The organism is Inhella sp. (genome assembly GCF_041912635.1).
Lineage (GTDB): Bacteria > Pseudomonadota > Gammaproteobacteria > Burkholderiales > Burkholderiaceae_C > Inhella.
In genome coordinates, this window is record NZ_JAYRMO010000001.1 from 171,576 (window position 1) to 184,239 (window position 12,664).

At 68.6% G+C, this 12,664-nt stretch carries 11 protein-coding genes; 9 read left to right on the forward strand and 2 right to left on the reverse strand.

Annotated elements, in window-relative coordinates; genetic code table 11:
• The first annotated feature begins 5 nt into the window (after positions 1–5).
• The 9 genes from ACE3QP_RS00795 to ACE3QP_RS00835 all read left to right on the forward strand — a co-directional run bounded on the left by ACE3QP_RS00795 (position 6) and on the right by ACE3QP_RS00835 (position 8,986).
• The gene (locus ACE3QP_RS00795; RefSeq protein ID WP_374432767.1) at positions 6–1,190 is read left to right on the forward strand and encodes a 1-deoxy-D-xylulose-5-phosphate reductoisomerase; all 1,185 of its coding nucleotides are present in this window, start codon (positions 6–8) and stop codon (positions 1,188–1,190) included.
• A 146-nt stretch (positions 1,191–1,336) separates the two neighbouring features.
• The gene (bamA, locus tag ACE3QP_RS00800) at positions 1,337–3,649 is read left to right on the forward strand and encodes an outer membrane protein assembly factor BamA (protein WP_374432768.1); all 2,313 of its coding nucleotides are present in this window, start codon (positions 1,337–1,339) and stop codon (positions 3,647–3,649) included.
• Positions 3,650–3,657: 8 nt separating this feature from the next.
• The gene (locus ACE3QP_RS00805; RefSeq protein ID WP_374432770.1) at positions 3,658–4,158 is read left to right on the forward strand and encodes an OmpH family outer membrane protein; all 501 of its coding nucleotides are present in this window, start codon (positions 3,658–3,660) and stop codon (positions 4,156–4,158) included.
• A gap of 3 nt (positions 4,159–4,161) precedes the next feature.
• Positions 4,162–5,202 (forward strand): UDP-3-O-(3-hydroxymyristoyl)glucosamine N-acyltransferase, encoded by a 1,041-nt coding sequence (gene lpxD, locus ACE3QP_RS00810; protein ID WP_374432772.1) that lies wholly within the window; start codon positions 4,162–4,164, stop codon positions 5,200–5,202.
• A 1-nt stretch (position 5,203) separates the two neighbouring features.
• Positions 5,204–5,641, forward strand: coding sequence for a 3-hydroxyacyl-ACP dehydratase FabZ (gene fabZ, locus ACE3QP_RS00815; RefSeq protein ID WP_374432774.1), 438 nt, complete (start codon positions 5,204–5,206; stop codon positions 5,639–5,641).
• A gap of 25 nt (positions 5,642–5,666) precedes the next feature.
• On the forward strand, positions 5,667–6,449 hold the full coding sequence (lpxA, locus tag ACE3QP_RS00820) for an acyl-ACP--UDP-N-acetylglucosamine O-acyltransferase (protein WP_374432776.1): 783 nt from the start codon (positions 5,667–5,669) through the stop codon (positions 6,447–6,449).
• Entirely contained in the window at positions 6,449–7,588 is a 1,140-nt protein-coding gene (lpxB, locus tag ACE3QP_RS00825; RefSeq protein WP_374432778.1) for a lipid-A-disaccharide synthase, read from the forward strand. Before lpxA ends, lpxB begins: the two co-directional genes overlap by 1 nt.
• A gap of 52 nt (positions 7,589–7,640) precedes the next feature.
• Complete coding sequence (gene rnhB / locus ACE3QP_RS00830) at positions 7,641–8,204, forward strand: ribonuclease HII (RefSeq protein WP_374432851.1); 564 nt, start codon at positions 7,641–7,643, stop codon at positions 8,202–8,204.
• Positions 8,201–8,986 carry a TrmH family RNA methyltransferase gene (locus ACE3QP_RS00835; protein WP_374432779.1) on the forward strand — a complete coding sequence of 262 codons (786 nt, stop codon included), beginning with the start codon at positions 8,201–8,203 and terminating at the stop codon, positions 8,984–8,986. Before rnhB ends, ACE3QP_RS00835 begins: the two co-directional genes overlap by 4 nt.
• Here the strand turns inward: ACE3QP_RS00835 and ACE3QP_RS00840 are convergent.
• Together ACE3QP_RS00840 and ACE3QP_RS00845 are read right to left on the reverse strand one after the other, a co-directional pair.
• On the reverse strand, positions 8,974–11,664 hold the full coding sequence (locus ACE3QP_RS00840; protein WP_374432781.1) for an ATP-binding protein: 2,691 nt from the start codon (positions 11,662–11,664) through the stop codon (positions 8,974–8,976). The genes ACE3QP_RS00835 and ACE3QP_RS00840 overlap by 13 nt on opposite strands.
• Positions 11,665–11,713: 49 nt before the next feature.
• Positions 11,714–12,535, reverse strand: a complete 822-nt coding sequence (locus tag ACE3QP_RS00845) for a pyruvate, water dikinase regulatory protein (RefSeq protein ID WP_198111425.1) — start codon at positions 12,533–12,535, stop codon at positions 11,714–11,716.
• Between the last annotated feature and the right edge of the window lie 129 nt (positions 12,536–12,664).

Below are 12,664 nucleotides of genomic sequence, written 5' to 3' on the forward strand. Positions count from 1 at the left end.
TCCTCATGAAGCAACGATTGCGCGTCTGCGTGCTGGGCTCGACCGGCTCCATTGGCGCCAACACCCTGGATGTGATCGCGCGCCACCCGGAGCGCTTCGAGGCCGTGGCCCTGAGTGCGCACAGCCGTGCGGACGAGCTCTTTCAGCAATGCCTCCACCATCGTCCCCGCTGGGCCTGCCTGCCCGACCCGGCCGCTGCGCTGGAGCTGCAGCGTCGCCTGCGGGAGGCCGGCCTGAGCACCGAGGTGCTGCAGGGACCGGCGGCGCTGGAGCAGCTGGCGGCGCACCCCGACGTGGATGCCGTGATGGCCGCCATCGTGGGGGCGGCCGGGCTGTCGCCCTGCCTGGCGGCCGCACGGGCCGGCAAACGCCTGATGCTGGCCAACAAGGAGGCCTTGGTGGTGGGCGGCGCCTTCTTCATGCGGGCCGTGCAGGCCGGTGGTGCCACGCTGCTGCCGGTCGACTCCGAGCACTCGGCCATCTTTCAGTGCCTGCCCGAGGCGCGTTCCCGCTGGCCCGAGGTCATCGACCATCTGGTGCTGACGGCCTCTGGCGGCCCTTTCCGGCAACGCGATCCGGCCAGCCTGCACGCCGTGACGCCCGACGAGGCGTGTGCGCACCCGAACTGGGTCATGGGGCGCAAGATTTCGGTCGATTCGGCCAGCATGATGAACAAGGGCCTGGAGCTCATTGAGGCGCGCTGGCTCTTTGACCTGCCGCCCGAGCGCCTCAAGGTGCTGATCCATCCGCAGAGCATCGTGCATTCCATGGTGGTGTGCCGCGATCAATCCGTGCTGGCGCAGCTCGGCACGCCCGACATGCGCGTGCCGATCGCTTATGCGCTGTCCTTCCCTGAGCGTATCGAATCGGGTGCGGCGCCCTTGAACTTGCTGGACTTTTCCGCCCTTCAATTTGAAGCTCCCGATTTGCGCCGCTTCCCGGCGCTGGACCTGGCTTGGCAGGCTCTGCGCGGACCTGAAGGCAGTACGGCCGTGCTGAACGCCGCCAACGAGGTGGCCGTGGCCGCCTTCCTGGCGGGCGGCCTGCGATTCACCGGCATTGCCGAGCTGGTGGCGCGCTGCCTGGAGCAGGTGCTGCCCGCGGCCGATGAGGTTGGCAGCGTGGCCGGCCTCCTGGAACTGGACACGCGTACCCGCGCCAAGGCCCAAGAGCTCCTGGGCAAGCCCTGACCGTCAGATATCATGCCCCGCACTTTCCCGAGGGCTGCGCGGGCGCACTGTTTGGTGCGCTGCGAGTCGCCTGAAGGCGACCCTGGTGCGTTGGCCTCCCTTGCCACGTACCGCCCCTCCCACCGGTTCCCTGATTCCCCTGCTGCATGGCCGCTTTCGAACGTTCGCGCTCGCGCATTCACTCGTCCCTGCTGACCCTGGTGCTGTGTGGCGCCGTCCATCTGCCCAGTTGGGCGGTGGAGCCGTTCAAGCTGCGTGACATCCGCGTCGAGGGTCTGCAGCGCACCGACCCGGGCACCGTCTTCGCCAGCCTGCCCTTCCGCATTGGCGACACCTACAACGACGAGAAGGGCGTGGCGGCCTTGCGTGCACTGTTCGCCACCGGTCTCTACAAGGACGTGCGCATCCAGATTGACGGCGACGCCGTGGTGGTGGTGATCGAAGAGCGCCCCATCATTGCCGACGTTAGCTTTGTCGGGCTGAAGGAGTTCGACAAGGAAGCGCTGACCAAGTCCCTGAAGGACGTGGGCATCGGCGAAGGCCGTCCCTTCGACCGCGCGCTGGCCGACCGCGCCGAGCAGGAGCTCAAGCGTCAGTACCTGACCAAGAGCTTCTACGGTGCCGAGGTGACGACCACCATCACCCCGATCGAGCGCAACCGCGTCAATGTGGCCTTCTCGGTGGTGGAAGGAGAACCCGCCAAGATCGCCGACATCCGCATCTTGGGCAGCAAGGCTTTTTCCGAATCGACCCTGCTTGGACTGCTGGAGCAGACCAGCTCGGGCTGGCTGACCTGGTACACCAAGACCGACCGCTATTCGCGCGCCAAGCTCAACGCCGACCTGGAGACGCTGCGCTCGCACTACCAGAACCGTGGTTACCTGGAGTTCAACGTCGAGTCGACCCAGGTCACGATCTCGCCGGACAAGCAGCGCATCGCCATTGCCGTGACCGTCAGCGAAGGCCAGCCCTACACCGTGGCGGCCGTCAAGATGGAAGGCGATTACCTGGGCCAGGAAGAGAACTTCCGCCAGCTGATCGCCATCAAGCCGGGTGAGGCCTACCAGGGCGAGGCGGTGGCCCGCACCACGCGCGCCTTCAGTGACTACTACGGCAGCTTCGGCTACGCCTTCCCGCGCGTGGAGCCGCGTCAGGACATCGACCGTGCCACCGGCCTGGTCACCATCACCCTGGTGGCCTCGCCCGAGCGACGGGCCTATGTGCGGCGCATCCAGGTCGCGGGCAACAACAAGACGCGCGACGAGGTGATCCGCCGCGAGTTCCGTCAGTTCGAGGGCGCTTGGTACGACGGGCAGCGCATCAAGGCCTCGCGCGACCGCGTCGATCGTCTGGGCTTCTTCGAATCGGTCGAGATCGACACGGTTGAAGTGCCGGGAGCGCCCGATCAGGTGGACGTGGTGCTCACTGTCAAGGAGCGTTCGACCGGCAACATCACCTTCGGTGCCGGCTACTCGAGCCAGACCAAGGTGACGCTGACCGGCTCGGTGCGCCAGGACAACTTCCTCGGTTCCGGCCGCTCGGTGGAGATGGAGCTGAACACTTCCAGCCTTGGCCGCGCGGTGGTGCTGGGCATGGCGGATCCCTACTCGACCGAAGACGGCGTCTCGCGCCGGGTCGACTTGTTCTACCGCACATCCAAGCCGCTGAGCAATCTCGGCGAGGTGTATGAATTCGCCTCGCAGGGTGGCCGCCTGACCTACGGCGTGCCGATCGCCGAGTTCGATTCGGTGTTCTTCGGCTTGGGCTATGAGCGCACCAAGATCACCGAAACCCAGGGTGTGCCGAACAACATCTTCAAGTACGCCCAGGCCTTCGGCTCGTCCAGCATTGCCGTGCCGCTGACGATCGGCTGGGCCAATGACAGCCGCGACAACCTGCTCTCGCCGATTGCCGGTTCGTTCAAGCGCGTCAACCTGGAAATCAGCCCGATCGGCGATGCGCGCTACGGCCGCCTGAACCTGCAGTACCAGCGCTTCTTCCCGCTGGGCAACAAGTTCACGCTGATGGTGAACGGCGAACTGGGTGCGGGCGACGCCCTTGGTGGGCGTCTGTACCCGGTGTTCAAGACCTTCTATGCGGGCGGCCTGGGTTCCGTGCGGGCCTTTGAAGGCGGCTCGCTCGGCCCGGTGGACAACACGGGCGCGCGCAGCGGCGGCAACCTGAAGGTCAACTTCAACACCGAGCTGTACATCCCGGTGCCGGGCTCGGGCAAGGATCGCACCTTCCGCCTGTTTGCCTTTGCCGACGCCGGCAATGTGTGGAACACCGAAAGCAAGTACGAGAAAGTCGGCCTCGATTCGATGCGTGCTTCGGCGGGTATCGGTCTGTCCTGGATGTCTCCAGTCGGCCCACTGCGGCTGAGCTGGGGCAAGCCCTTCCGCTCGCAGCCCCAAGATAGAATCGAACGCTTCCAATTCCAGATCGGGAACTCCTTCTGATGATCGCCATGAGTCTGCGTGCATTGACCCTGGCTGCGCTCGCTGCGCTGCCCCTGAGCAGCGTGTCGGCGCAAGAGCTGAAGATCGGTTTCGTCAATAGCGAGCGCGTGGTGCGCGAGTCCAATCTGGCCAAGGCCGCCCAGGCCAAGCTGGAGGCCGAGTTCGGCAAGCGCGAGAAGGAATTGAAGGACGCGGCGGCCAAGCTGCAGGCGGCCGGCGAAAAGTTCGAGAAGGATCAGGCCCTGCTGACGGAGGCCGAGAAGGGCCGCCGTCAACGCGAGCTGATCGAGAGCGACCGAGACCTGCAGCGCAAGCGCCGCGAGTTCCAGGAAGACGCGCAGCAGCGCCGCAATGAAGAGTTGCAGGTTGTGGTGGAGCGCGCGAACCGCGTCATCAAGCAGATCTTCGAGCAGGAGAAGTTCGACTTGATCGTGCAGGACGCCATCCATGCCAGCGCGCGCATCGACATCACCAAGCGCGTGATCGACGCGCTCAACGCACAGAAGTAAAGCGTGCGTGGCGCCGGCGAGGTTCGACTCGGGGAGATCGTCGAGGCGCTTGGCGGTCAACTGATCGGACCGGCAGACCTGCTGCTGCAAGGCCTGGCCAGTCTCGCCTCGGCTCAGATCTGGCACATTGGCTTCGTCACCGGGGCACGCCACGCCGAAGCCATGCGCGCCAGTCGCGCTGGCGCGCTGATCGTGCCGCCCGACCTGGCCGAGGGAGCCGCCGAGCAGGCGGCGCTGATCGTCAGCCCTAATCCTTATCTGTACTACGCCCGGCTCAGCCAATGGTGGGCCGAGCGCCTGCGCGCACCCGCGGCAGGGGTTCACCCCCAGGCGGTGGTGCACCCTAGCGCCGTGCTGGGTGAAGGGGTGGAGGTGGGGGCACTGGCCTTCGTAGGAGCCGGCGCGACGCTCGGCGCGGGCGCCCGCATCGCGCCCCATGCCGTCATCGAGGCTGGTGCCCTCATCGGGCCTGGTACGCGCATCGGTGCCCACGTGGTCATCGGTGCCGACTGCGAGCTCGGCGCGCGCTGCATCGTGCATGGCGGGGCCGTTATCGGCGCCGATGGCTTCGGCTTCGCGCCTGATCAGGGGCGCTGGATCAAGATCGAGCAGCTTGGGCGCGTCCGCATCGGCGATGACGTCGAGATCGGCGCCAATTGCACGATCGACCGCGGTGCCCTGGACGACACCGTGATCGAAGAGGGCGTCAAGCTCGACAACCTGATTCACATCGCCCACAACGTCCACATCGGAGCGCATACGGCGATGGCCGGCTGCGCGGCGGTGGCTGGCAGCACCCGCATCGGCCGCCACTGCACCATCGGCGGCGACGCCAAGATCATTGGCCACCTCACGCTGGCCGATCACGTGCACATCTCGGCCTGTACCGTGGTCACGCGGTCGATTCAAAAGCCCGGCACCTACACCGGCATCTTCCCGATGGACGACAACGCGTCTTGGGAAAAGAACGCCGCCTCGCTGCGCCAGCTCTACAAGCTGCGCGAGCGGGTGCGTGCGCTGGAACATCAGCAGAAGAAGAACTGACATGGACATCCACGAGATCCTCAAGCGCCTGCCGCATCGCTACCCCATCCTGCTGGTCGACCGTGTGGTCGAACTGGACAAGGGCAAGCGCATCCGGGCGCTGAAGAACGTCTCGATCAACGAGCCGCATTTCCTCGGCCACTTCCCGCACCGACCGGTGATGCCGGGCGTGTTGATCCTGGAGGCCATGGCCCAGGCAGCCACACTGCTGTGCGTGGCCAGCGAGGACGTGGTGCTGGACGAGAAGTCCGTCGTGTACTTCGCCGGCATCGATGGCGCGCGCTTCAAGCGCCCGGTCGAGCCGGGGGACCAACTGATCCTGGAGGTGACGCTGGACCGCGCCAAGGCTGGCATCTACAAGTTCACCGGCAAGGCCTATGTGGGCGAGGAGCTGGCTGCGGAAGCCCAGCTCATGAGCACCATGCGCCGGATTGCCTGAACCCGGCTTCGAGGACGTCGCCCGCATGAGTTCCATCCACCCGACCGCCATCGTGGACCCCGCCGCCCAGCTGGACGAGGGCGTCACCGTCGGCCCTTACGCCATCATCGGCCCCGCGGTGAAGATCGGCGCGGGCACCGTGGTGGGTTCGCATTGCGTGATCGAGGGCCGCACCACCATCGGCCGCGACAACCGCTTCTATTCGCACAGCTCCATTGGCTGCATGCCGCAGGACATGAGCCACCGCGGCGAACTGACCGAGCTGGTGATCGGCGACCGCAACACCGTGTTCCAGTACTGCACTTTCAGCACGGGCACGCACAAGGAGCAGGGCGTCACGCGGGTCGGTTCCGACAACTGGATCATGGCCTACGTGCACCTGGCGCATGACGTGGTGCTGGGCAACCACTGCGTGCTGGCCAACAACGCCACGCTCGCGGGCCACGTGCATGTGGGCGATTGGGCGGTGATCGGGGGGCTCACCGGCGTGCACCAGTTCGTGCACATCGGGGCCCACGCCATGATCGGTTTCCAGGCGCATGTGTCGCAGGACGTCGTGCCCTACATGACAGTGGACGGCAACCCGCTGACGGTGCGTGCCGTGAACCTGACGGGCCTGAAGCGACGCGACTTCACGCCGGCGCGCATCACGGCCATTCGCCAGATGCACAAGCTGCTGTTCCGACAGTCCTTGACGCTGGAACAGGCCCGCAGCGAGATCGAGGCGCTGAAGGGCCAGGGCGGTGACGAGGATGTGCAGCTGATGCTGGACTTCCTGGCCGAGTCCAAGCGAGGCCTGGTGCGCTGATGCCCTTGCAGCGCCTGGGTCTCGTCGCCGGCGAGGCGTCGGGCGATCTGATCGGTGCCAGCCTGGTGCGCGCCTTGCGCGGCCGCTGGCCCCAGCTGCAGGCCGCCGGCATTGCCGGTGCGCGCCTGCAGGCCGAAGGGGTGCAGGCCTGGTGGCCGTCCGAACGCCTGTCGGTGTTCGGTTATGTCGATGCGCTCAAGCGCTTGCCCGAGTTGCTGTGGATCCGCCGCCGTGCGGGTTCGCGCTGGCTGGCTGAGCGCCCGGAGCTCTTCGTTGGCATCGACGCGCCAGACTTCAATTTCGGTCTCGAAAAGCGCCTGCGCGCCGGTGGCATCAAGACGGTGCATTACGTGTGCCCGTCGATCTGGGCCTGGCGCCCCGAGCGCGTCGACACCATCCGGGCCGCTGCCGACCACGTGCTGTGCCTGTTCCCGTTCGAGCCCGAGATCCTGCGGCGCGCCGGCATTGCGGCCAGCTTTGTGGGCCACCCGCTCACCGAGTTGATCCCTGCCGAACCGCCCCGGGCCGTGGCCCGCGCGACGCTGCGTCTGGCCGAGGGCGTGCGGGTGCTTGCGCTGCTGCCGGGCAGCCGCAAGAGCGAGGTCGAGCTGATCGGCCCGGCCATGCTGCAGGCCGCTGCCATCCTGAAGGGCCGCGAGCCGGCGCTGCAGGTGCTGCTGCCGATGGCGCCCGGTCGCCGTGAACAGATCGAGGCCCTGCGCGCGCAGGTCGCCCCCGGCCTGGAGCTGCGTCTGCTCGAAGGCCAGGCCCATGACCTGCTGGCCGCGGCCGATTGCGCCTTGGTGGCCAGCGGCACCGCCACGCTGGAAGCCGCGCTGTTGCAATGCCCGCAGGTGGTGGCCTATCGCGTCAGCCCGGCCAACTACCGGCGCATGAAGGGCAAGCAGTTGCAGCCCTGGGTGGGTCTGCCCAACATCCTGGCGCGCGAATTCCTGGTGCCCGAACGCCTGCAGGACGAATGCCAACCCGAGCTTCTGGCCGATGCCGCCCAGGCCTGGCTGGACGATCCGGCCGCCAGCGCGCGCCTGCGCGAGCGCTGCCGCGCCCTCTACGACTCCCTGCAGGCCGACACGGCCACGCTCTGCTGTGACGCGATTGCGCAAACCCTTGGCCGCTGAAGTGGCGCCCTACACGCCAGACCTGTTCGGGCCCGCGCCTGAAGCGGCGCTGATGGCCGGGGTGGACGAGGCCGGCCGCGGCCCGCTGGCCGGCCCGGTGGTGGCGGCCGCCGTCATCCTGGACCCCGACCACCCGATCGAAGGCCTGGCCGATTCCAAGGTGCTGACGGCGCGCAAGCGCGAGCGCCTGGCCGAGGCCATCCGCGCCTATGCGCTGTGCGTCTCGGTGGCCGAGGCCTCGGTGGAGGAGATCGACCGCCTCAACATCCTGCAGGCCACCCTGCTGGCCATGCAGCGCGCGGTGCGCGGCCTGCGCCTCAAGCCCGGCCTGGTGTGGGTGGACGGCAACCGCGCGCCGGTGCTGGAGCAGCCGGTGCGCACCATCGTCAAGGGCGACGCGCTGGTGCCGGCGATCTCCGCCGCCTCCATCCTGGCCAAGGTGCAGCGTGACGCCTGGTGCCTGCAGGTGCACGAGCAGCACCCCGAATACGGTTTCGCCGGCCACAAGGGCTACCCCACGGCCGAGCACCTCGAAGTGCTGCGCCGCCTGGGGCCGGGCCCTTGGCACCGGCGTAGCTTTGCCCCTGTTCGTGAAGCCCTGGGAGTGTTGCGATGAGCAGCCCGCAAGTTCTGCGCATTGACTCCAGCGCCAACCCCACGCTCAAGCGCCTGCGCGAGCTGGCGCGCGAAAGCACGGCCTACCGTGAGCAAGGTCAGCTCTGGCTGGATGGCGACCACCTCTTGCGCGCGGCGCTGGCGCGTGGCCTGACGCCGACCCAGGTGCTGGTGACCGAGGAGGCCATGCACCAGCGCCCCGAGTGGCGCGAGCTGGCCCTGCAGGCCCCGCGCGTGCTCGTGGTGCCGGCGAAACTGTTCGAGTCGGTGAGCGGCCTGCCGTCCAGCACACAGATCGGCGCCACGCTGGCCTGGGCCGGCCGCGCGCCCGTCCTGGCCGATGTGCCGACCGTGGTGCTGGACCGTCTGCAGGACGCCGGCAATGTCGGCACCATCCTGCGCAGCGCGGTGGCGCTGGGCGTGCGCCAGGTGCTGGCCTTGAAGGGCTGTGCGGCCCTGGGCTCGCCCAAGGTATTGCGCGCCGGCATGGGCGCGCATTTCGGCCTGCACTGGGTCGAAGGTCTGGTCGAGGCGGATCTGGACGCGCTGCGCATGCCGCTGCTGGCTACCAGCTCGCATGCCGAGCACGAGCTGCACCGCATCGCGCTGCCGCAGCCCTGCGCCTGGGTTTTCGGGCATGAAGGGCAGGGCGTGTCCGAGGCTTTGCTGGCGCGCTGCCAGACCACGGTGCGCATCCCGCAGCCGGGCGGCGAGGAGTCGCTCAACGTCGCCGCCGCCGCGGCCATCTGCCTGTACGAGAGCCTGCGCCGTCAGCTCAGCTGATCGCCATCCGGCCCGGCCAAGGGCAGGCTGAGCAGGAAGTGGCAGCCCTGGCCGGGCTGGCTCTGCACCTGTAGCTCGCCGCCCAGCAGCACGCGCGCCCGGTGCAGGGCCACGCTCAGGCCCAGACCACTGCCGCCTTGTCCAAAGCGGGTGGAATAGAAAGGGTCGAACACCCGCTCGGGGGGCTCCACGGCGATCCCGCGGCCGTTGTCGATCCAGTCGATGCGGTAGTGCCCGCCTTCGATGGCGCCGCGCACCTCCAGCCGTGCCGCGGCAGCGTGCACCAGCACGTTGTCCAGCAGGGCACGCAGCACCTCCAGCAAGGCGTGGCGGCGGCTCAGCAGGCCGGGTGCGGGCTGCAGCCGGGTCTCCACCACCAGACCGGCCTGCTTCAGCTGGCCTTGCTGGCTGCGCAGCAGCTCCTGGCAGAGCTCGGAAGGATCCAAGGCCTCGGGGGGCTCGCTTTCGGGCTGGCTGGCCAGGCCCTTGAAGTCCTCCACCAGCAGGGCCGCGCGCTGCAGCGCGCGCTCGACCAGGTCCATGCCATGGGCGAGGTCCGCGCAGCCGCTTTGCAGCAGGCTGCGCTTGGGGGCGGGGCTGTCCACCTGCGCCAGCAGGGCCTGCAGCTGGGCCTGCATGGCGCTCAGCACCAGCAGGCAGTTGCCCAGCGGGGTGTTCAGCTCATGCGCCACGCCGGCCACCAGGCTGCCCAGCGCGGCCTGCCGACGCCGTTCCGCCAGTTCGTGCTGCAGGGCAGACACCTGTTCGTACGCGCGGCAGTTCTCCAGCGCGATGGCCAGGTAGGCGGCCAGATTCAGCACCAGCTGCTGCTCCGGGGGGCCGTAGGCGCTGCGCGCCTGCGCCTGCAGGCTGAGCACGCCCACCACATGGTCCTGCCAGCGCAGGGGCGCGAACAGCAGGCTGTGCGTGGCGGGTACGCCGGGGATGCGGCTGGCCAGCTGCTCGCCATCCAGGCATAGCAGCTGGTCCTCGCGTGCGCAGCGGGCCGAGAGCGCGTGTGGGTCGTCCAGGGCGATCGGGGCCAGCGCCAGGTCGTGCCCGTCCTCGTGGCCATAGAGCAGTTCCAGCTGCTCGCCGCGGCGCTGGAACAGCATCATCACGTTGACCGGCAGCAAACCGCGCAGCTCGCGTTCCAGCAGCGGAAACAGCGCGGCGGGCTGCAGGCGAGCCGTCAGGCCGCGGCCAATCTGCGCCAGCTGTTCCAGGGTGTGCAGGTTGTGCTCGGCGGCCGCGGCGCGCTGTGCAGCCGCTTCACCCATCCGCCGCAGGGCCTCGTTTTCCTGCCGGGTGTGCTGCAGTTCCTGCTGCGTCTGCAGCACCTGCAGGCGTTGCTCGCAGGCGCTGGTCAGCTCTGTGCGTTCGCGCTCGGCGGCCAGGCGCTCGCACTGCAGGGCGGCGGCCAGCTGGTCGAGTTGCTCATAGGCCTGCGCCAGGCCGCGCAGCAGCTCAACCGGCGCTTCGGCGCCGGGGATCCGCTGCAGGCGTGCGCGCAAAGGCTCCAGCAGGGCCAGCGCGGCCGCGGGGGCGCCGGCCTCCAGCTCGATGCGGGCGCCTTGCAGCAGCAGGTCCTGCTCCTGCTTGCCATAGCCCCCGGCGCGGGCCAGCTGCAGGCCTTGCTGCAGCAGCTCGCGCGCCCGCGCTTGTTGCCCAGCGGCCAGCGCACAGGCGCTCAGGCCCTCCAGGGCTTCGGCCTGGGTGTCGATGAAGCGGGCGCGCTGAGCGCCCTCGAGCAGTGCTTCGAACTGCGCCTGCGCGGCGCCCCAGCGCCCCTGCGCGGCCTCCAGGCGCCCGAGGCTCCAGCGCGTCTGCTGCATCGCGCGGGACAGCGGGCGAAGCTGCAGGTCCTTGATGAGGTTCTCGAATACCTGGCGGGCGGCGTCGGTCTGTTGCTGCCGCAGCAGGGCTGCCCCCAGCTCGTAGCGGCAGGCGGCGCTGCGCAGGGTCCAGCCCGGGGCGGCCAGGTCCAGGCCACGTTGTGCCCATTCGGCCGCGCCGCCCAGATCGCCCAGGCCGGAGAAGCTGTGCGCCAGCAGGGCGCACAGGGCCACGGCGCGGTAGCGCATGCCGTAGTCCAGCGCGGCTTCGAAAGCGCGCAGCAGGCCCTGGGCGGCGCGCAATGAATCCCCCGAGTGCACCGCCACCAGGGCCTGCACCATGGCCAGCAAGGCCGCCACGGCGGCCGAACGTTCCGCCCGCACCAGCGCGCACAGGTTGCGGCAGCGCGCCAGATCGCGCGTGGCACAGCGGGCGGCCAGCTCCAGCCGGGCCAGGTCCGCCTGTTCGGGCTCGCCCAGCTGCACAAAGCGCCCGATCAGGCCTTCCAGCAGCGCCTCGACCGCCCCTTCCTCGCCGCGTGCCCAGGCCAACTGCACCTGCACCCAGCCGCACATGGCGTGGGCATGGGGCAGCTCCAGGCGCTCGAACGCCTCTCCTGCCGATTGCAGCAGGGCCTGGGCGGGCTCGAAGTCTTCGGCGCAGGCGGCGCTGTCGGCCTGGGCCAACTGTTCCCAGGCGCGTGCCAAGGGGCCGGGGAGGGCGGCGAACAACTGAACGGAGCGCTCGGGTTCAAGCTGGCGCAGCGCCCAGGCCAGCGCCAACGGGTCGCCAGGCTGGCGGGCGAGTTGTTCGCGCTCGCTTGCCGCATAAAAGGGCCGCATGGCGCGAGCCTACGCCCGTGCCGACGCGCTGCAAATGGGGTGTCGCGTTTCAGTACACCAGCCGGTCGGGCCGGATGTCCCGCAGGATGGTGGTGGCGATTTCTTCGATCGACTTGTGCGTGCTGGACAGCCAGGCGATGCCCTCGCGCTTCATCATCGATTCGGCCTCGGCCACTTCGTAGCGGCAGTTGCCGAAATCGGCGTACTTGCTGCCCGGGCGGCGCTCGTTGCGGATCTGGCTCAGGCGGTCGGGGTCGATCGTCAGGCCGAAGCACTTGCTCTTGTGCACCTTCAGGGCCTCGGGCAGGCGGCCGCGCTCGAAGTCCTCGGGGATGAGCGGGTAGTTGGCGGCCTTGATGCCGTGCTGCATGGCCAGGTACAGCGAGGTGGGCGTCTTGCCCGAGCGCGAGACGCCGACCAGGATGACGTCGGCGGTGTCCAGGTTGCGGGCCGACTGGCCGTCGTCGTGCGCGAGCGAGAAGTTGATGGCCTCGATGCGGTCCTGGTACTCCTGGCTCTTGGCGGCGTCCCCGAAGCGGCCGACGCGGTGGCTGCTCTTGAGTGCGAATTCTTCTTCCAGCGGGGCGATGAACATGCCGAACATGTCCAGCACCATGGCTTGGCACTGTTCACGCACCAGCGCCAGCACCTCGCGGTTCACCAGGGTGGCGAAGACGATGGCGCGCGGCGCGCCCGATTCGGCGATGGCATTGATCTCATGCACCACCTCGCGGGCCTTTTCCGCGGTGTCGATGAAGGGGCGGCGCACATGGCGGGGTTTGACGGCGAACTGGGCCAGGATGGAGTTGCCGAAGGTTTCGGCGGTGATCCCGGTGCCGTCCGAGAGAAAGTACACGGTGCGGTCGGCCATGGCGAAGCTTGGTTACGCGGGATTCCGATGGTAGGGGCAGGCCGTCTCCCTAGAATCCTGCCCATTGCGTTCGCCGCCAGATTGCCCGTGTTCCGCTGCCTCCCCCAGAACCAGAACATGACGCGTGGC